Source organism: Ruania rhizosphaerae (assembly GCF_009805705.1).
Classification (GTDB): domain Bacteria; phylum Actinomycetota; class Actinomycetes; order Actinomycetales; family Beutenbergiaceae; genus Ruania; species Ruania rhizosphaerae.
In genome coordinates, this window is the sequence record NZ_VSMB01000004.1 from 195,937 (window position 1) to 215,740 (window position 19,804).

Annotated in this window: 13 protein-coding genes; 4 read left to right on the forward strand and 9 right to left on the reverse strand. The window is 68.5% G+C overall.

Annotated features, from left to right (window positions below; genetic code table 11):
* Positions 1-30: 30 nt before the first annotated feature.
* Positions 31-1,878, reverse strand: a complete 1,848-nt coding sequence (locus FV560_RS20520) for a sigma-70 family RNA polymerase sigma factor (RefSeq protein ID WP_159621048.1) — start codon at positions 1,876-1,878, stop codon at positions 31-33.
* 260 nt (positions 1,879-2,138) lie between these two features.
* On the opposite strand from FV560_RS20520, the gene FV560_RS08295 reads away from it, so the two are divergent.
* Positions 2,139-3,413 (forward strand): mechanosensitive ion channel, encoded by a 1,275-nt coding sequence (locus FV560_RS08295; RefSeq protein ID WP_159621049.1) that lies wholly within the window; start codon positions 2,139-2,141, stop codon positions 3,411-3,413.
* A 168-nt stretch (positions 3,414-3,581) separates the two neighbouring features.
* Here FV560_RS08295 and FV560_RS08300 read toward each other — a convergent pair whose 3' ends face one another.
* Complete coding sequence (locus FV560_RS08300) at positions 3,582-4,268, reverse strand: hypothetical protein (RefSeq protein WP_235020005.1); 687 nt, start codon at positions 4,266-4,268, stop codon at positions 3,582-3,584.
* A gap of 152 nt (positions 4,269-4,420) precedes the next feature.
* Here FV560_RS08300 and FV560_RS08305 point away from each other — a divergent pair, with 152 nt between their 5' ends.
* The 3 genes from FV560_RS08305 to FV560_RS08315 all read left to right on the forward strand — a co-directional run bounded on the left by FV560_RS08305 (position 4,421) and on the right by FV560_RS08315 (position 9,220).
* Positions 4,421-4,831 (forward strand): YciI family protein, encoded by a 411-nt coding sequence (locus FV560_RS08305; RefSeq protein WP_159621050.1) that lies wholly within the window; start codon positions 4,421-4,423, stop codon positions 4,829-4,831.
* Positions 4,831-5,964, forward strand: a complete 1,134-nt coding sequence (locus FV560_RS08310) for an RNA polymerase sigma factor (protein ID WP_200837580.1) — start codon at positions 4,831-4,833, stop codon at positions 5,962-5,964. The genes FV560_RS08305 and FV560_RS08310 overlap by 1 nt, the downstream gene beginning before the upstream one ends.
* Positions 5,965-6,139: 175 nt before the next feature.
* On the forward strand, positions 6,140-9,220 hold the full coding sequence (locus FV560_RS08315) for a glycoside hydrolase family 9 protein (RefSeq protein WP_159621051.1): 3,081 nt from the start codon (positions 6,140-6,142) through the stop codon (positions 9,218-9,220).
* On the opposite strand, the gene FV560_RS08320 is transcribed toward FV560_RS08315, so the two are convergent.
* From FV560_RS08320 to FV560_RS08350, 7 genes are all read right to left on the reverse strand, one after another.
* Entirely contained in the window at positions 9,198-10,223 is a 1,026-nt protein-coding gene (locus FV560_RS08320) for a LacI family DNA-binding transcriptional regulator (protein WP_235020006.1), read from the reverse strand. The genes FV560_RS08315 and FV560_RS08320 overlap by 23 nt on opposite strands.
* Positions 10,224-10,248: 25 nt before the next feature.
* Positions 10,249-11,715: a GH1 family beta-glucosidase gene (locus FV560_RS08325; RefSeq protein ID WP_159621052.1), complete on the reverse strand. Its 1,467-nt coding sequence runs from the start codon at positions 11,713-11,715 to the stop codon at positions 10,249-10,251.
* A complete protein-coding gene (locus FV560_RS08330; RefSeq protein WP_159621053.1) occupies positions 11,712-12,563 on the reverse strand; it encodes a carbohydrate ABC transporter permease in 852 nt (283 codons plus the stop codon). Before FV560_RS08330 ends, FV560_RS08325 begins: the two co-directional genes overlap by 4 nt.
* Positions 12,560-13,504 (reverse strand): carbohydrate ABC transporter permease, encoded by a 945-nt coding sequence (locus FV560_RS08335; RefSeq protein WP_235020007.1) that lies wholly within the window; start codon positions 13,502-13,504, stop codon positions 12,560-12,562. Before FV560_RS08335 ends, FV560_RS08330 begins: the two co-directional genes overlap by 4 nt.
* 76 nt (positions 13,505-13,580) lie before the next feature.
* A complete protein-coding gene (locus FV560_RS08340; protein WP_159621054.1) occupies positions 13,581-14,852 on the reverse strand; it encodes an ABC transporter substrate-binding protein in 1,272 nt (423 codons plus the stop codon).
* Between the two features lie 238 nt (positions 14,853-15,090).
* On the reverse strand, positions 15,091-16,152 hold the full coding sequence (locus FV560_RS08345; protein WP_159621055.1) for a substrate-binding domain-containing protein: 1,062 nt from the start codon (positions 16,150-16,152) through the stop codon (positions 15,091-15,093).
* Between the two features lie 70 nt (positions 16,153-16,222).
* Complete coding sequence (locus FV560_RS08350) at positions 16,223-19,696, reverse strand: early set domain-containing protein (RefSeq protein WP_159621056.1); 3,474 nt, start codon at positions 19,694-19,696, stop codon at positions 16,223-16,225.
* Positions 19,697-19,804 lie beyond the last annotated feature (108 nt).

Consider the following 19,804-nt stretch of genomic DNA (forward strand, 5'->3'; position numbering starts at 1 on the left):
TTGTCACTCACTGGCGCGACCAGACCAGCGTCAGGGTTCGACGACCGTGATCGTCACGGTGACCACCTGACCGAGGGCGCCGGTCTCCGGGTCGACATAGCGGAGCTCGAAGGTGCGTTCACCGACGTCGACATCCGGGATGACGTGGTGGGCGACGACACCGGGGCCGATGACTGCTACGTCGATCGGACTGCCATCGGCGATGACCTCGACCTGAGCACCACTCTCGCCCATGACCATGATCTGGAGGTCATCCTCCTCACCGTCCTGGTCGAGGTCTTCGAGCACCGCGCCGTTGGCCGGCTGAGGTTGCTGCCATGTCGGGACGATGTAGTCGAAGGGCCCGGCGGGTGCGCTCGGCTCGGACTCACCGGCATACTGCTCCGAACCACCGGCCTCCATCAGTTGAGTCGCGTAGTAGCTCGTGGCAGGTGATGACGGGACGAGACTCCATCCGCCGTCCTCGCCGGCGAACGTGGTGGCAGCCGATCCGTCATCACCCGTGAGGGTGATCTGCGCACCAGGGAGCGCCGTACCGGTGATCGTGGGCGCGACCAGCAGACCGGAGGCCGGGACGCTGGTGATCACCGGGGCAGGTGGCAGCGCCGCCTCCTCGACCGGCTCGGGCTCCGCCGGCGCTGGTTCAGTGCCCGCCCCCGCGTCGGGGCTCTCATCCGGTAGGCGCGGTTCGGCCTGATTCGACGCGGCCGCCGGCTCGGCGGGTTCGGCGGGCGGCGGGGCCGACGCCACCGGTTCCGGGGCCGGGTCCGTGGGGTCGGGAGGCGGCAGTTCGGTCGGTGGTTCGGGATCCGCCGTGGCGTTCTCGACAGCGGCCGGCTCGTCGACGGGCTCGGACGGCGGCTCCGAGGGCACGGGTGCGGCGCTGGCCGCTGGCGTGGGGTCAGGCGTGATCGCGGCGGTTTCCACGGGGGGCTGGGCACTGAGAGCAACCGCCAGCACCGTGGCAGCCATGACCGTGGTCCCGGCACCTACCCCGATGCCAAGCGCAGCCTTCGGGTCACGCAGCGTCCAGGCCGCTGCCTTGACCGTCCCCGCCAGCAGGAGCCCCGCCTTGGTGACACCTCCAAAGACCCACCACAGGGAGGTAGGAGCGAGCAGGACCACCGGGAGCATCACAGCCCCTAGACGCTCGGAGACCGCAGCCAGCTCGGCCATGACGGCTGGGCATCGATCACACGACTCCAGGTGACGCTCGACCTCGAGTCGACGCCGCGGAGAGAGCCTGCGGGTCTCATAGTCGCCGAGCCGGGCAGCGAAGGGCCGGCACCCAGTCGGCACGCCACCGGTGCGCACGTGCGCCTGCAGCCACGCAGAGCGAAAGCCCCGGCGAGCTCGCGAGGACAGGGTGGCGACCGCCGTCGGCTTCATTCCCATCCGGCCGGAGAGCTCACCGGGGCCCATGCCCTCGACCTCGGTGAGCCACAGGACCTCACGCCACCGAGGTGGCAACTCTCCGAACGCCTCGGCAACCAGCCCCCGGTCGATCGCGCGGTCTGCCTCGCCATCGACCACCCACAGACCGGGAGGACCGAGCGCCTCGACGTCGTCAGAGGGGTCCTCTCGCAACCCACCCCGGTCGATCCGGAGGTTGCGCAAGGTGCGGAAGATGTAGCCGGCGACGTCCTGCGTGGGCCCACCCCCGTTGCGGATCGCCCGCAGCACCCGGGCAAAAGTCTCCTGCACAAGGTCTGCGGCGTCGTCGGCACCACCACCGCGCCGGGCCACGCGCATGGCCTCGTCACGGTAGCGCTCGTACAGCAGAGCGAACTCGCCGATCTGGCCCGCGCGCACCGCATCGACGATCGCCTGGTCAGAACCAGGTTCCGTAGGAGCGGGTGCATCGTGCGCAAGTGACATGGGGGATCCGATTTCTGGGGGCCGCTGGCGTCGGGGATGGGTGCAACAGAACGCCGCCAGCGGATGCTGGACTCTGTGCCGAGGCTACGAACGAATCGACCATCTCGCCAGCAAATGAGAGCAACACCACGGCCCTGAGACCCTCAATGAACTTGACCAGATGTACAACACACCATATGCAGCCGCCATCGACCACTGCTAGCGTCGCAGACGCATACCAATGCCTCAGCGGCGTCAGACACGTGACAAAGGAGTAGGCGATGGATTTCGACAATGTCGACTGGTGGGGAATTCTCGGGAAGGTGCTTCTCGCGATCGTCATCATTCTGGTGACGTGGATCCTTGCCCGGGTCGTCAGATGGGCGATCGGCAAGCTTGTCGGGAAGGTGTCCTTCCTGCAACGGCAGGGCCAAGACGGTCAATCACTCGGGGAGTCGATCGGCACGGTCGCTTCGTTACTGGTCTGGCTGTTCGGCCTGACGGCCATCCTGCAACTGTTCGCTCTCACCCAGGTGCTGGCTCCGATCCAGTCGCTGCTCAGCGGCATTCTCGGGTTCCTGCCGAATCTCATCGGAGCGGCATTCGTCTTCGTGATCGGTTACGTCCTGGCGAAGATCGTGCGCCAGCTCGTCGAGACCGCCATCCGGGCCGTCAACTTCTCGAAGCTCGGTGAGAAGGTGAAGTCGGGGACAGATACGGTGCTCGACGAGGCCACCGGCAGCGAGTCGGGTGCACCGGAAAGCCAGCCGCAGGAACCAAGCAGCGGGTTCGACGCCAACAAGATCGCGGGCCTCGTCGGCAACCTCGTCTTCGCGATCATCCTGATCGTCGTCTCGATCGCCGCGTTGCAGATCCTCGGAATCTCCGCGATCTCCGATCCGGCCGAGCAGATGCTGAGCCTCATTCTGAATGCGATCCCGGCGATCATCGCGGCCGCGATCATTCTCGGCCTTGGGTACCTGATCTCCACCTTCGTCGGCAATCTGCTCGAGTCCACACTGCAGGGCCTGGGCACAGACCGTGCGATCGCCAAGTTGGAGATCGTGCCGGAGGGTCAGAGCGCGTCGACGATCATCACCCGCATCGCTCAGGTGGCGATCATGGTGTTCTTCGCCATCATGGCCGCGCGGGCGCTGAACTTCCCCGAGGTCACTGCGATCCTGAACGAGGTACTCGAACTCGGTGGCAAGGTGCTCTTCGGTGGCGTGATCATCGCAGCCGGCTTCCTGGTGGCGAGTCTCCTCTCGCGCCTGGTCGGCAGCGGCACGGCCAGCACGGTGATCAAGTGGGTGACGATCGCTCTCTTCACAGCCATGGGCCTGAAGTACATGGAGATCGCCGACTCGATCATCAACCTCGCCTTCGGTGCGGTGGTCGTGGGTGGCGCACTGGCAGCCGCGCTCGCCTTCGGCCTCGGCGGCCGGGACGCTGCCGCCCGGACGCTGGCGAAGCTCGACGAGAAGAAGTCCGACGGGAGTCACACTCCCCCGCCTTCGAACCCGACCTCGACACCGCAGCCTCCCACTGGGCCGTAAAGATGCCCGGCGCGGCTGCGCCACCACGTGACAGGGCACGAGAGGGCACCCATCGTTCGCGGTGGGTGCCCTCTCGTGTCAGTTCCCGAGCGGTAGGTCACTGCAGTGCTGCATCGCGCGACACGAACCGGGGGCCGTACCCAGTGCGCGTATCGGGAGAGCCGTGGCTCACCCCGCGGTGTAGTCGCCGCTGCCCGCCCAGACGCCGTGCTCGGAGACGGGCCGGAACCTCAGCGTGGTGAACTCGTGGTGGAAGTCTCGACGTTCCCGCTCGACCATGGCGTCGGCGTGCCGCGAAGCTGCGTCCACATCGCTGCGGCCATGCACCATATCCGTCATCTCCCGGCTGGTGCGCCACACCGAGAACGTCAAGACCGTCCGCGGGGGGCGCACGGCCGCGAGCGCCAGTGTGGTTCCCGGGTGGTCACGGACGAGTCGTTCCACCGGCCGGCCCCAGCGCACGAAACGGGGTAGCTCGGGCAATCGCATGCGCGCGAGGGTCACAGCGACGACCGGTTCTCCCGGGTCGCACGGGCCTGCGACTTCCGGCAGGTCGGCCATCTCGGTCACCGCACCCCACCGGCGGAGGAACTCCAGGCGCACATGCCATCCGATGGCCAGCCGGCGTCCCAGCGCGTGGGTCGACAGGAAGCGCTCCAGGGCGGGCTCGTCCTCCCATGCGGCAAACACGGCCAGTCGCTGCATCTGCATCCGGTCCGGGGAGAGCACGGGAGCGCCGAGTCGCATCGTGGCCAGGCACTCGAGGTGGCGCAGGCCGGGGAACCGGGCCGGTGGCCGGGTCATGGCTGCGAAGGCGGCCGTTGCCGGTACGTGTGCCAGATGGAAGGAGTGCACCTGCGCAATCTACGCCCCGCTCGAGGTGCGAGGCAGGTGAACACGGAGGACAGCGAGAGGGACTCCGCGTCATGATGTCGAGACCGGCACATCGGCTCCGTCTCCTGTATGACGTCGGCAGACGAGCCGGCCGATACCAAGGAGAAGGAATCATGGCGAAGTACCTGTTGCTCAAGCACTACCGCGGCGCACCGGAACCTGCCTGCGAGGACTTTGTGCCGATGGACCAGTGGACCCCGGAGGAGATCGAGGCGCACATCGCGTTCATGAACCACGTGGCCGATACGCTGCGCGAGCGTGGTGAGTTCGTTGATTCTCAGGCGCTCTCCCCGGAGGGGACCTTCGTGCGCTTCGACGGCGAGGGCAAGGCGCCGCTCACCGATGGCCCGTTCGCGGAGTCGAAGGATCTGATCGCCGGCTGGATGATCATCGACGTCGACTCGACCGAGCGCGCGCACGAGGCGGCGGCCTTCCTCTCCTCGGCCCCCGGACCTGGTGGACGTCCGATCGGGGAGTGGATCGAGGTGCGGCCCTTCATGTCTGAGCCGCCCACCTTCGACTGATGGAACACCTGCTGCGTGAACTCGGCCCCCGCGCACTGGCGGTGCTGGTGCGGCGCGGTGCCGAGTTCACGGCCGCGGAGGACGCCGTGCAGGAGGCGTTGATCGAGGCGGCGCGCCGCTGGCCGGAGCACATGCCGGAGGATCCGGCCGGCTGGCTGGTGCGGGTGGGCTGGCGCAAGTTCCTCGACCAGGTGCGCTCGGAGAAGGCGCGCCGGCAGCGGGAGGCGAGGGTCGCCGTCGAGCCTCCTGCCGGGCCTGCGGCGCAGGCGGACGACACCCTCCTGCTGCTGACCCGTTGCTGCCACCCGGACCTGAGCCCGGCGTCGGCGATCGCGCTGACGTTGCGGGCGGTGGCCGGTCTGACGACGGCGCAGATCGCCCGCGCGTACCTGGTGCCGGAGGCGACGATGGCGCAACGGATCAGCCGGGCCAAGCGCACCGTGCGTGATGCCCGGTTCGACCGGACCGGCCATGCAGCGGCGGTGCTGCGGGTGCTGTACCTGATGTTCGACCACGGGTTCACTGGGCCGGTGGACGTGGCCGAGGAGGCCATCCGGCTCACGCGCCAGCTCGCCGCTGCCGACCGCCATCCGGAGATCGACGGGTTGCTGGCACTGATGCTGCTCCATCATGCGCGCCGGGCCGCGCGGTTGACCTCGACCGGTGAGCTGGTGCCGCTGGACGAGCAGGACCGCACCCGCTGGGACACGGCGCTGATCGCCGAGGGCGTGCAGATCTTGCAGGGCGCGCTGGCACGCGATCAACTCGGTGAGTACCAGGTGCAGGCGGCGATCGCGGCGCTGCACGACGACGCGCCCCGTGCCGAGGAGACCGACTGGCTGCAGGTGCTCTCCTGGTATGACGAGCTGGTGCGCCTGGTGCCGCAGAATCCGGCGATCATGATGAACCGGGCCGTGGCAGTGGCGCAAGTGGACGGTCCTCAGGCGGGCCTGCGGGCCCTCGCGGCAGTTCCCGACGGCGTCCCTCGCCGCGCCGCTGTCGCCGCCTGGTTGCAGGAGCACGCAGGAAACAGCGCGCTGGCTGCCGAACTGTTCCGGCAGGCTGTGCGCGAGGCGGCAAGTGAGGCCGAACGGACGCACCTGCTCACGCAGGCAGCGCGGTTCCGCGGCTGACCAGCGAGAACGCTCCATGCTCGCCGGCTTGGCGCGCGGCGCCGATCGCGGGCCACGACGGATTCTGACGTGCACGCGAGCTGATTCTCGCCAAGGGGTAGGCAAGTGCCGCATCGGACGCTAACCTTGTCGCTACTCGCTCAGAGAGCGCTCTCTCAGCCTAAGGAGCCTGGTCGTGCACCGTCGCACCCGCTTGTCGTCCGTTCTCGCCCTCCTGCTCGCAGTCGCCATGCTCACGAGTTGGTCAGCCCCGGCCCAGGCCGAGGAGCAGGACCTGATCGTCAACGGCTCCTTCGACGAGACTCACGAACCGTGGTGGGCCACCGCCAACGTGGCGTACTCGGTCAGCTCGGCTGGCTACTGCGCGCAAGTGCCGGGTGGCGTCCAGTCCTGGGAGGCGATCGTCGGGCAGCGCCGGCTGCCAGTGGTCGACGGCGCGGACTACACCTTGCGATTCACGGCGTGGGCAGACGCCCCCTCGGACATCCGCGCCCAGGTGCAACCGACGGAGAATCCCGACCTCATCACCTATCTCGCCCAGACGGTGTCGCTCTCCACAGCGCCGACCACCTACGAGTTCCCGTTCACCGCAACGGTCCCAGCAGGCGTCACCGACTCGACGCTGCAACTACGCCTGGGCGGCTCGGCATCGGACCGCACGATCTGCTTCTCCAACGTCGAGCTGGTGACGGAGATCGACGAATCTCCGCCGCTGCCTCCCATCGGCGACGACGAGATCCTGCTGAACGGGACGTTCGACGAGTCCCACAAACCCTGGTGGGTGAACGGTGGCATGGAGTACCGCCTCGACAGTGGCGGGCTCTGCATCGACGTCCCGCCGTCCGAGAACCCGTGGGACCTGCTGCTTGGGCAGAACAGCCTCCACTTGCTCGACGCGACCGGCTATCGCCTCTCCCTGCGTGTACGCACCTCCGTCCCGGTAGAGATCGGCGCCCAGGTGCAGCCGTTCGACAACCCGGACAACCTCGTGTTCCTGGGCGAAACCTTCTCGACGTCGACGGCCTGGGCCGAGCACGACGCCGCCTTCGTCACCGACTTCGACCGGGAGAGGTACCGCTCGTCGCTCCATGTGCGGCTTGGTGGTAGCGAGGTTGCCTACACCGCATGCTTCGACGACATCTCGCTGCAGGGCACGGCATACCGCCCCCCACTCGAGGACGGTCCCGCAGTCCAGGTCAACCAGGTCGGCTACCTGCCCGAGGGCCCCAAGAACGCCACCGTGGTCACGGGCTCGGAGGAGTCGCAACCCTGGCAGCTCGAGCAGGCAGGCGCCGTCGTGGCATCCGGCATGACCACGCCTGCAGGCGTCGATCTCTCGAGCCAGTTCCCGGTCCACACGATCGACTTCAGTGAGGTCCGCACGCCCGGTGAGGGCTTCACGCTGACGGTCGACGGCATCACGAGCAGGCCGTTCACCATCGGAGCCGAGCGGTACCAGTCGCTGCGCACCGACGCATTCCGCTTCTTCTACACCAACCGCAGCGGAATCGAGATCGACGGCGCCGTAGCTGGAGCAGAGTACGCACGCCCCGCCGGCCACATCGGCGTCGCGCCGAACCAAGGCGACACATCGGTGCCATGCCAGCCGCCGCAGCCCTACACCGGTGGCTGGACCTGTGACTACACGCTGGACGTGACCGGCGGTTGGTACGACGCCGGAGATCATGGCAAGTACGTCGTCAATGGGGGTATCGCGACCTGGCAGCTGCTCTCGACGTGGGAGCGCGCACGCCAGGAAGGTGGCGAGAGCGCGCTCAGCGACGGCTCGCTCGCGATACCCGAGCAGGGCAACGGCGTCCCCGACATCCTCGACGAAGCCCGCTGGAGCCTGGAGTTCCTGCTGGCGATGCAGGTGCCCGAGGGTGAGCCGCTCGCCGGCATGGTGCACCACAAGGTCCAGGACGCGACGTGGACCGGGCTACCGCTGCTCCCGCATGCAGACCCCGAGCCACGGCAGCTCCACCGACCCTCGACGGCGGCCACGCTCAACCTCGCGGCCGTCGCCGCCCAGGGGGCCCGGGTCTACCAAAGCATCGACCCGGAGTTCGCAGCCGAACTCCTGGCCGCGGCCAGGACCGCGTACGCCGCAGCCGAAGACAACCCCGTGCTCCTCGCCCCGCAGGCCGATGGTGAAGAGGGCGGCGGGGCCTACGCCGACGACGACGTGAGCGACGAGTTCTACTGGGCGGCCGCGGAGTTGTTCCTCACGACCAACGAGTCGAACTACCGCGACGCGGTGCTCGACCACCCGCTGCACGTTGCCGACGTCTTCACCGCGGGCGGCTTCTACTGGGGTGACATGGCGATGCCCGCACGCCTGGATCTGGCCCGCTTCGGCGAGGATCTGCCGGATGTGGATCGCGTCCGCAGGTCGGTGATCGCGGCGGCCGACGAACTGGCGCAACGGCAGCAGCTGGAGGCATTCGGGCAGGCATACACACCCGAGGACGGGCTGTACGTGTGGGGCTCGAACTCATCCGTACTGAACAACCAGGTGGTGCTCGCCACCGCCTTCGACCTCACCGCCGATCCCACCTACGCCCGCGTGGTCCTGGAATCGATGGACTACCTGCTGGGACGCAACGCCTTGGGAATCTCCTACGTGACGGGTTACGGCACCGTGTATGCGCAGAACCAGCACAGCCGGTGGTACGCGGCATCGCTCGACGCGGACCTGCCGAACCCACCCGTCGGGTCGATCGCCGGTGGGCCCAACTCGAGCCTCCAGGACCCGATCGCCAGCCAGTGGCTGGCCGGCTGCGCACCGCAGACGTGCTACGTCGACGACATCGAGGCGTGGTCGGTCAACGAGATCACCGTCAACTGGAACTCCGCGCTCGCGTGGGTGGCGTCCTTCGTCGCCGATCTCGGTGACGGCGCCCCCGCGTCCGGCACGCTGCCAGTGATCCTCGACCATCCGGCCGACGTGCGGGTGACTCCGAACCGGACTGCGGTCTTCGAGGTCGTCACCGAGGGCGACCCGGCGCCCACGGTGACGTGGGAGACCTCGGCCGACGGCGGGACGACTTGGCAGCCGCGACCCACGGGGACGACCTCCGGGTCCGCAGGCTCTGTGGAGGGCACGCTGCGGTTGGTCGACGTCAGTCGATCGCAGCACGGTCTCCTGGTGCGTGCAATGGTCGCCAACGGCCACGACCGCGTGGTGACGAGCGAGGTGGCCGTCCTCCGCGTCGGGGGCGGCCCGTTGGATGTCAGGTCGAGGAGCGCCGGATGAGCTCGGTCGGCAGCACCGTCACTGGTGCGACGTCGGCGTCACCATCGATCAGCCGGAGGGCGGCGTCGGCGAGCAGACGACCCATCTCGATCGACGGCTGACGCACGGTCGTCAGTGGCACCTCGGCGATCGAGGCGGCGGGATCGTCGCCGAAGCCCACCACCGCCACGTCGGCTGGGACATCGCGACCGGCGCTGCGCAGCCAGGTCAGCGCCGCGACAGCCATCAGGTCGCTGGCCACGAACAGACCGTCCAGGTCCGGGGTGCGCGCGAGCAGTCGCTCACACGCTCGGACCGCTCCGCGTGGGGTGAAGTCCGTGACCTCCACCCCCACCGGCTCCAGCTCGTGCTCGGCGAGCGCCCGGACGAACCCGTTCAGCCGGTCCTGCCCGGCAGCCATGTCCAGCGGTCCGGTGATCGTTGCCAATCGCCGACGTCCCCGCTGGATCAGATGCTGCCCTGCGCGGTGTGCGCCGTCGGCGTTGTCGGTGTCGATGTACACCCGGCCTTCGGCGCCCTCCCCGGCGGGCCGGCCGGCGAACACGGTGGGGATGCGGCGATCGACGTCGGTGATGGAGGCGTCGCCGGCGTGATGCGCCACGAAGATGGCGGCGTCGACGGCACCTGAGGCGAGGAACCGGGTGATCTTAGCCCGCGGATCGCTCGAGGCCACCAGCAGATTCAGGATGAAGTCGCTCTGCTCCAGCCGCGCGGTGATGCCTTCGACCACGGCGACGAAGAACGGATTCTGAAAGAACCGGGTGGTCTCCTCAGGCACGATGAGCGCGATCGCGTTGCTCGTGCGATTCACCAGCGTTCTCGCTGCCCGGTTCGGGACATACTGAAGTCGCTCGATGGCGGCATGCACCACGGCGGCCATGTCCTCGTTGACCGTCGGCTGGCCGTTCACCACCCTACTCACCGTGGCTCGGGACACCCCGGCCTCCTTGGCGACCATCTCCAGGGTCGGTCGACCCAGAGGCGGCCGGGCACTCATCGACATCCCGCCAGCATAGAACGGCAGCCCGTCATGGTCGCTCGCCCGTGGGGCCGCCGGTGATCAGTGCCTGCGCGTGGATGATGTCGCGCAGCGTGGCCCCGCTCGTCTTCACCGTCCGGCGCTGGGTCGCGTAGTCGACGTGCACGAGCCCGAACCGCTGCCCGTACCCCCATGCCCACTCGAAGTTGTCGAGCAGGGACCATGCGAAATAGCCACCGACGTCCACACCGAGGTCGACGGCGTCGAGGACCGCCCCGAGATGAGCCTGCACGAAGGCGGCACGTTCGGGATCGTGCACGCTGTCGTGATGGACGTCGTGGATGTCATGGAAGGCCGCCCCGTTCTCGGTCACCCACAGCCGGGTCGAGCTACCGTCCAGGTAGTCCTCGTGCAGGCGGAGCAGCAAGGTGGTCAGGCCCTCGGGTTGTATCTCCCAGTTCATGGCGGTGCGGGGTAGTCCACGAGAATGCACATGGACACCCTCGGCCGACGGGTAGGGCGTCCCGGTCGGGCGCGTGGTCGGTGCCCGTCGATCGAGCGGCTCGATCGGCGGGCGGTACGACACCGCATCGCCGTGGTAATAGTTGACGCCGAGCACATCGATCGGCGCGGAGATCGACTCGAGGTCACCTGGAGCGATCAGGTCCTCCAGGCCGAAGGGCCGCAGGTCCTCGAGCACATCGTCCGGGTAGTGGCCACGCAGCAGCGGATCGAGGAAGAAGCGGTTGAACTGCCCGTCGATGCGGCGCGCGGCCTCCAGGTCGCCGGGAGAGGTGGCGTCCACAGGCTCGATCGGCTGCAGGTTGAGCGTGATTCCTAGTGAGAGCGACGGGTCCCGTCGACGGAGCTCGGTCACGGAAGCGCCGTGGGCGAGCAGCAGGTGGTGGCCGGCAGCGATCCCTGCGGCCGGTTCCCGCCGTCCGGGTGCGTGCTGGCCACCGACGTAGCCCAGGAACGCCGAGCACCACGGCTCGTTGTGCGTCGTCCAGTGCGAGACCCGGTCGCCGAGTGCGTCGTGCACCGTGGTCGCGTACTCCACGAAGCGGTCGACCACAGTGCGGGACGTCCACCCACCTCGCTCCTCCAGGGCCTGCGGCATATCCCAGTGGTGCAGCGTCAGCCACGGCATGATGCCGTGGCTGAGTAGTTCATCCACGAGCCGCGAGTAGAAGTCCAGGCCCACGGTGTTGACCGGCCCCCCATCGGGGCATACACGCGACCACGACACCGAGAACCGGTAGGCGTGCAGCCCGATCTCACGCATGATCGCGACGTCCTCGCGATACCGGTGGTAGTGCTCGCACGCGACATCGCCGGTATCGCCGCCGGCGACAGCGCCAGGCACCCGGCTGAACGTATCCCAGATCGAGGGGGTGCGCCCATCCTCGGCAACCGCCCCTTCGATCTGGTAGGCCGCCGTCGCGGCGCCGATGACGAAACCGGGTGGGAAGGGGCGGTGGGAGATTTCGGCCGGGACTCCGTCGGGCCTCCTCATCCCTTGACCGCCCCTGCCATGATGCCGCTCACCAGCTGGCGACCCCCGACGACGAACAGCGCGATGAGCGGGATCGTGGACAGGAGCGCGCCCGCGAGCACGATCGAGTAGTCCACGAAGTAGTTGGCCTGCAACAGTGACAGCGCTACCGGAAGGGTCGGATCGTTGCGGTCGAGCACGATGAACGGCCAGAAGAAGTTGGTCCAGGTCGTGATGAACGTGAAGAGCGCGAGCATCGCTGCGGCTGGTCGTGCTGCGGGTGCACCGACGTGCCGGAACGTCCGGAACATGCTGGCGCCGTCGACGCGCGCGGCCTCGATCAGTTCATCCGGAAGGGATTGACGCAAGTACTGCGTCATCCAGAACACCCCGAATGCCGACGTCATCGCGGGGACGATGACTGCACCGAGCTCGCCGGTCCAACCGAGCTCGACCATCGCGATGTAGAGAGGCACCACTCCCAACTGAGTGGGGATCGCCATCGTCGCAATCGTGAAGACCAAGAGCGTCTTGCTGCCTCGGAAGCGCAGCTTCGCGAACGCGTACCCAGCGAGCGTCGACAGGAAGACGACGCTCGCCGAGACGGTGGTCGACACGATCACACTGTTGCGCAGACCGACCCAGAAGTTCACCGCCGGATTGTCGACGACGCTCGCGGCATTGGCGAGGAAGTTCCCACCGGGGATCCACGACAGGTCGGGCGAGTTGACGCTGCTCGCGTCACCGCTGCCGATGAGGAAGGACCAGTAGAACGGGAACGCCGAGGCGACCAGGACGGTGACGAGCAGGCCGTAGACCACCCACCCAGGGCGGGAGTCGACGCCGAGTGCGATGCGGCGGCGTTTCATGAGCGCCTCCCCTCGGTCGAGGCGATGCGGCTGGTGATCGCGAGGTTCACCAGGCCGAAGGCGACGATGAGCAGGAAGAGGATCCAGGCCACCGAGGCGGCACGCCCGAAGTCGAACTGCCCCCAACCCAGGTTGTACAGGTACATCGTGACCGTCAGCCATTGCTGGTCCGGGCCGCCGGTCCCACCGCTGTCGAACATCCGTGGTTCATCGAAGACCTGCAGGCCGCCGATGGTGGCGGTGATGACCACGAAGACCAGGGTCGCCCGCAGTTGCGGGATCGTCACGGTGAGAAACTGCCGGAGGCGACCGGCGCCGTCGATCGCCGCGGCCTCGTAGAGCTCGCGCGGCACTGCTTGCATCGCCGCGAGCAGGATCAGGGTGTTGTATCCGGTCCACCGGAAGTTGACCATCGTCGCGATCGCGACGTGGCTCGCCAGCGGCTCCGTGTGCCATCCGATCGGATTGAGCCCGAGGTCCCGCAGCGTGTTGTTGATGAGGCCGTAGTCGTCGCCGAACAGGTTGGAGAAGATGAGCGCGACCGCCACCGGCGCCACAACGTACGGCAGCAGCACTCCCATCCGCCAGAACGTCTTCGCGCGCAGGTTGCGATCCAGCAGAGCGGCGATCGTCACGGCGGCGATCAGCTGCGGGATGGTCGAGAGCGCGAAGATGGAGAAGGTGTTGCGTAGCGCGATCCAGAACTGGCGGTGCGAGAGCACATCGGCGAAGTTCTGCAGGCCCACGAAGGTGCCGGAGTTGCGGATCAGGTCCCAGTCCTGGGTGGCCACGAACGCGGTGTACAACAGCGGAAACAGTCCGGTCAGCGCGAACAGCACGAAGAACGGGGCGACGTACAGGTACGGCGAGAGCTTCGCGTCCCAGCGACCGAGCCGAGATCGCAGGCTCAGCACGGGGGTGTCGCGGTCGATCGTGGTCACGGGCAACTCCTCGCTGATGGTGGGATGGCGCTCGGCGGAGCCCACTGCGTCCGGACTCCGCCGAGTTCGACTGGGTTCAGTTCAAAGTTTCGACATCGCTGAGGAACTGCTCCCAGGACTCCTCGGCACTTTGGCTGCCATCCTCCACGCGAGTGATCGCCTGATGCAGCGCATCGTTGATCGCGAAGTAGTTCGGTCCCTTGTAGGGCGCTACTGTCACGGCGTTGGCGCGGTCGATGAGGATCTCGCCGATGGGCGCATCGTTGAAGTAGTCATTCGTCGACTCCAGCAACTCGACGCTGTCATAGGTCTCGGGCTGACTCGGGAAGGCACCGACGTTGGCGAATGCCTCCAACTGCGCTTCCGGCGAGGTCAGCCACGCGGCCAGGTCCTGAGCCGCTTCCACGTTCGCCCCACTCCCGGGGACGGTCAGGTAGGAGCCACCCCAGTTGCCGCCGCCGCCCGGGAACACGTTCGCGATGTCCCAGCCCTCGACGTCGGCCGCGTTGCCCTCGATCACACCGAGCATCCAGCCCGGGCAGAGCATGGTGGCGAAGGCGCCATTGGCGATACCGGCGCGCCAGTCGTCGCCCCATTGACCGAGATTCGCCGAGAGCGTCTCTCCCTCGGTGAGCGCCTGGTCATAGGCGGCCCGCACCTCGGCGTTGTCCGCCACGATGATCTCGTTGGTCTCGGGGTCCTCGTACGCGGCAGCGATCTGGTTGACCATCGCCTGGTATGGGCCGCCTCCCGTGTCGAACCACGGATTGCCGGTGGCCTCGACGTAGGTGTGGCCGACCTCGAAGTAGGTGTCCCAGTCGCCCTCGAGGAGCGCGGCCACCTCCTCGCGGTCAGTCGGCAGCCCGGCCTCGGCGAACAGGTCGGCTCGATAGCACACCGACTGCGGGCCGACGTCCGTGCCGTAGCCGATCAGCCGCCCGTCCGCGTCGGTCGCCGACTCGACCTTCCAGTCGAGCCATCGGCCCTCGAGTTCCGGGTCGCTGAGATCGGCCAACAGGTCCGAATACTCCATGATCTCCGGCACCCAGTCGACCTCGACGGCCTCGATATCGGCGAGCCCGCCGCTGCCGAGCTTGCTGAAGAAGTTCGCCCGGGCATCGTTGGACGTGGCTGCACGGTTGTGCACGATGGTCACGCCTGGGTGCTCGGCCTCATAGCGGTCGAACAGTTCGTCGGTATAGCCGAAGTCGTTGAAGGTTGCAACGGTGAGCGTGACCTCGCCGTCGGCCTCCTCGCCGGTCCCTTCGTCCGAGCCACCGCACGCAGCGAGAGCAATACTGAGGCTGAGCGCGCCAATGGCGGGCGCCATCAAAGTTCGACGTGGCATCACGGTCACTCCTTTGTGTGTACAGGATGCGCGAGAGAGCGCTCTCTCAGCATAGACGACACCCCGGGGTCGGTCAAGAGAGCGCTCTCTCACCATGGGCCCAGTCCCGTGTGCCGCGCTTCGGCGCCACGTTGCACGGCACTCCTCTGCCCGCCGGGATGCCTCCGCCGCGCCGTGAATCAGATCGAGTCCCCGCACTTCGTCCTGCACGGCTAGACAGAACCCCCGTTCCTCCCTGTCAGCTCGTCGTCGTCCCGCGCACCCGCAACACCGGGGACAGCGCAAGGCTGGACCACGCCCTCGGGGCATCGGCCCGCAGCCGCGACATCACCCGTCCCAGGCACAGTTCGGCGCTGGACGTACCGGCGTCGCGGCGCGGGGGTGCGACGGCAGTCAGCGGTGTCGCACACAGGGCCGCCACCTCGTCGTCATAGGCGACAACAGCCAGGTCGCCAGGTACGGCCAGACCTGCATCGTCGGCCAGGTCGATCAGACCGATCGCCACCTCGTCGGGAACGACGATCACTCCGTCGACGTCCCCGGTGCGTGCCCTGTCGGTGATTGCCGCCAGAGCCTCGTGCAACTCCGCCCCCGGTGCGTTGGCCGGCGGCAGGGTGAGCACCTCCACCTCCAGGCCGGCCGACTGTGCGACCTGGCGCGCACCGGCTCGGACCAGTGGCGCCGTCGGGCCGCTCCGGGTAGCCACCAGCAGCCGGGTACAGCCCGTCTCGAGCAGGTGCGTGGCGGCCCGCTGTCCGCCCACCTCGTGGTCACACCGGACCACGTCGAGCTCTCCCTGCCATGGCGAGCCATCCAGGCTCCGCTCGAGCACCACCACCGCCGCCGGAGCGCTTGCGAGCAGCCGGTAGGTCTCCGGGTCCTCAGTGGCGTGCGAGGCAGGTGCGACAAGGAGACCATCCACTCCACGGTCCAGCAGCCGGGTGATCTGCTCGCGCTCACGCGTGGGTGAGTACTCCGAGACGGCGAGGATCATCCTGCTCCCGGCGGCAGTGATCGCCGCCTGCGCGCCGCGGATGACGTCAGGGAAGTAGTAACTGGCCGAGGGCACGACCATCCCGATCGTCGCCACCGGCGCACTCCCGCGCGGGGCGGACGGTTCGCCGGGCGCCTCGGCGCCGCCATGGACCCGACGCAGCAGGCCCGCCTGCTCGAGGTCGGCGAGATCACGGCGGACCGTCATCCCGGAGGAGCCGACCCGCATCGCGAACTCCTCGGTGCGCACGGTGCCGTGCACGCGCAGCTCCCGCAGCAGCTGGGCACGACGCTCGGTCGGGAGCATGACGCCCATTGTGCCCCGCCATCAGTCCCGTCAGTGCCCGCTCGTGCCCGCTCGTGCCCGCCGGCTCCCGTCAGCGCACGCGCACGGTCAGCTCCCGGGAGGACGTGGATCCCGCGTCGTTGATCCACTCCACGCGGTAGACGTAGCGTCCCGGCTCGAGCGAGTCGACCGCGTGGGTCATCCGCTGGTGGCCGGGCGTCGCCACCTCAAGCTCGCCCTCGGCGAGGAGTTCCTCACCCTGGTAGAGCCGGTAGCGGTCGGCGTTGGTCCCCCACCACAGCTCGCCGGTGAGAGTGAAGGACCCGTCGCCGTCCCAGTTGTCGTGACTGAGCACGGGGACCCCGGGAGAGGCATCGGTCACGGCAACGGTGAGGGGCGCCGTCGTGGTGGATCCGGCACTGTTGACGAGTTCAGCGGTGTAGACGTACTCACCGTCGGTGCGGCCGGAGATGTCGAACTCCACCTCCTGGGCCGCCGGGCTCGCCGCGTCGAGGCGCTGGGAGGCGATCAGGGTCCCGTCCTCGTACAGGTGCACCCGGCTCGCGTTGCTGCCCCACCACAGGTTCATGGAGACCGTGTAGTCGCCGTCGCGCAGACCGGTGTCCCAGCCGTTGTCCGAACTGAGGACCCCGACGGCGGGGGGTTGCGTCGCGTCGTCGGTCTCCGCCGGGAATCCGGCCTCGACCGAGCTGAGGTCGTCCAGGTCGACGATGCGCCCGTCGAGGATCAGCTCGCCGTCGAGGAGCTCCGCCTCGAGCGGGCTGCCGGCGGAGGTGGCGAGCACGATCCCGAACTCGGCGTCGGTACCGGTCCGGCTCAGTCGCAGGGTCTGGTCGATGACCTCGACCGTCAGGCCCTCCCGGTCCGGCACGAACCCGGACAGGGTCGCGCCGTCGGCCCCGGTGAAGGTGAACAACGGTTCATGGGCTGCGCCGTCGGGGAAGGTGGCAATGGTGACGGACTCCTCCGGGCGCAGCTGCCAGTCCCAACTGTGGGAGGTGGTGTCGGCGAAGGTGTCGCGGATGGCCACGATCGCGTCGGCGTCCCCGCCCGGTGCGAGGTCGACCACCTGCTCGCGCTCGGCCGTGGTCACCTCGAAGTTGGCCGATCCGTCCAGGTGGACGTACCCACCGCCCTGCCCGTCGAAGGCCCGGGAGGCCAGGCTCACGCCCTCACCGCGCACGGTGTTGTACTGGTTCTCGAACGGCTCCAGCTCGCCGTCCACGAGCGGTTTACTCCACAGCAGCGGGTCATGAGATTTGCCGCCCTGGGTTGCCCACGTGGTGTCGTACCCCATCCAGGAGAGGGCGAATGTCTCCGCCGCAGCCCAGCCCTTGTGCTGGGTGTTGCGGTTGGAAGTGGCGATGAGGGTGTCGTCGGCGCCGGCCACGTCGGAGCGGAAGGCGTAGAAGCCTGCCTCGTCGTCGAGCAGGGCCTGCTCGGCCTGCTGCGCGGCCTCGCCGCTCATATCGGCCGGGTCGCTGCTCACCTCGGAGGGGTAGTAGAGGACGGCGAACATGCTGTGCACGTCGTCGAAACGCGGCTCGGCCGCTTCCACCCCCTGGACGCGGTCATACAGGTGCTTCAGGCCCGGCAGGGCGCCCTCCGGCGCCGTCGGGAACAGCAGTGGGAAGGTGCCGCTGACCTGGTTCGCGGGGCCCGAGACACCGAACTGGGAGACGTCGCCGTCGGTGCGCGAGGAGACCGTGTGCAGGGCGAGGTCCCAGAAGTCGACCTCGGCCAGCACCGGGTCCAGGGCGCGCACACCCGAGTCCTGGGCCATGAACAGCGAGGGGAACAGATACAGCTGGGCGTAGTGGAAGTAGTCCCAGCCCTCCTGGGTCCAGCCCGTCTCGGTGTAGCCGTCCTGCAGGTGCCGCGCCACCTGGTTGATCAGGTAGGTGATCCGCTCGTCGTGGGTGCCGAAGTCACCGTCGCCGCGGGCGGCGAGCAGCAGCGCGAGCTCGGTGCCGTGGGTCACGGCCACCCAGTTGGAGGCCCGGTCGGCGCCATCGAGGGTGTCGTGGTGGTAGGTCGAGAGCAGGTCGGTGGTGCGGGTCATGAGGTCGCGCACATCGGCGCGCTGGTCCTCGGTCCAGCCGGCGTGGGCGAGGTCGTAGGCGGGGGCGAGGTTCAGCGCCCCGCGCCCGAGCTCCAGGCCCATGTTGACGTCCCGGGCCACGATCCAATCGGCACCGGCCATGACGGCGTCGTAGGCGTCCTGGGCGTAGGAGTCCTCGCCCGTGACGGCGTAGGCGAAGGCTGCGTCACGAGCACGGTAGAGCTCGGTGGCCGAGCCCGGGTAGGCGGATCCGGTGCCGTCGAGGCGGGCGATGAGCGCATTCCAGGCACCGGCGATCGTCGGCTCGCCGGCGGCGAGGTCAGCCTGGATGCGGGCGGCGACATCGGCGTCCACGAGCGAACGCGGATGCTGGGAGGCTCCGACCTCGCCGCGCGCCAACTCGGTGCCGCCCGAGCGCAACACCACCTCGGTGCCTGGGCTCGCGGCAGCCGCCTGGACGCTGCCTTCATAGCCGGAGACCGCCGTCGGGCTGGACGTGCCGACCTGGACGGTCAGATCGGCGGTGGGCTCGCCGTCGGCCACCGCCCAGCTGACGTGGGTGCCGTCCTCGCCCGCCAGGGCGGTGACGAGGCTCAGGACGGTCCGGTCCGCGAAGGTGCTGGCCGTAGTGGTGGTCGCAGGCGGGCTGGTCGCGAGCACCGAACCCTCGGCGTCGAGGGCGGTCACGAGGTAGGTGTAGGTGGTCGCGGGCTCGGCCGTGGCGTCGGCGGTGGTGGGCGCCAGGGCGACCTTGAGGCGAGTCTCGGGGGACGCCGTCGGCGGAGTGGTCCCCTCGGCGCGGTGGACCGCGTAGCGGTCGGCCTGGACCTCCTCGAACGCCCAGGACAGCTCGACCGGGCCGCGTTCGTTCGGCGAGGCGGCGAGGGTGGCGCCTTCGTCGACGGTCTCGGTGATCGAGAGGTCGGCGAACCAGATCGTGCCGCCGGCCCGGTCGAGGATGGGTTCCACCGAGAGCTGAGCCGCACTCTCGGGCAACACGATGTCGGTGGAGTAGGTGCGCCAGTCGAAGGTGCCGGTCAGGTAGGGCCCGGAGTTGACGGGCACGACCACATTCCCGGCCGAGTCGTAGGCCTGGATCCGCAACATGCTGAAGCCGCCGGTGAGACCATCGCCGCGGACCCAGCCGGTCAAGGTGAGTTCACGGGCGGTCGAGGAGTCGACGTCGATTCGCTGCGTGAGAGCGAGGCGGGCGTCGGGGCCGGAGTCCGAAGCGATCGCGACCGCAGGGCCACCCTCGGGGCCGGCGCTCTGGTCCACGGTGACCGTGGCGGCGCCCGCAGGTGCCCAGGTTCCCCAGCCGGCCGGGACTCCGTTCGTACCGACGTCAGTGAAGGTGGGATTGGTGAGGGCTGGGAGTTCGGCAGCCTGGGCCGCCGTCGGGGCCAGTGAACTGAACGCTGCGAGCAGCGCCGCAGTGAGGACGGCCGCGGTTCGGCGTCGGGGGCGCAGGGATATCGACATCAGTGGGATCTCCTTGCCGAAGAAGGTCGGGCCACCGACTCTGGCACCCGTTCGACCGGAGTGCACGGATCTGCACACAACTGAACATCGAGCGTGCGGATCTGCAGT

Bases quoted from the DNA above. Each gene is read 5' to 3' on its own strand.
- FV560_RS20520 (WP_159621048.1), bottom strand. From the start codon at position 1,878: ATGTCACTTGCGCACGATGCACCCGCTCCTACGGAACCTGGTTCTGAC.
- FV560_RS08295 (WP_159621049.1), top strand. From the start codon at position 2,139: ATGGATTTCGACAATGTCGACTGGTGGGGAATTCTCGGGAAGGTGCTT.
- FV560_RS08305 (WP_159621050.1), top strand. From the start codon at position 4,421: ATGGCGAAGTACCTGTTGCTCAAGCACTACCGCGGCGCACCGGAACCT.
- FV560_RS08310 (WP_200837580.1), top strand. From the start codon at position 4,831: ATGGAACACCTGCTGCGTGAACTCGGCCCCCGCGCACTGGCGGTGCTG.
- FV560_RS08320 (WP_235020006.1), bottom strand. From the start codon at position 10,223: ATGTCGATGAGTGCCCGGCCGCCTCTGGGTCGACCGACCCTGGAGATG.
- FV560_RS08325 (WP_159621052.1), bottom strand. From the start codon at position 11,715: ATGAGGAGGCCCGACGGAGTCCCGGCCGAAATCTCCCACCGCCCCTTC.
- FV560_RS08330 (WP_159621053.1), bottom strand. From the start codon at position 12,563: ATGAAACGCCGCCGCATCGCACTCGGCGTCGACTCCCGCCCTGGGTGG.
- FV560_RS08340 (WP_159621054.1), bottom strand. From the start codon at position 14,852: ATGCCACGTCGAACTTTGATGGCGCCCGCCATTGGCGCGCTCAGCCTC.
- FV560_RS08345 (WP_159621055.1), bottom strand. From the start codon at position 16,152: ATGCTCCCGACCGAGCGTCGTGCCCAGCTGCTGCGGGAGCTGCGCGTG.
- FV560_RS08350 (WP_159621056.1), bottom strand. From the start codon at position 19,696: ATGTCGATATCCCTGCGCCCCCGACGCCGAACCGCGGCCGTCCTCACT.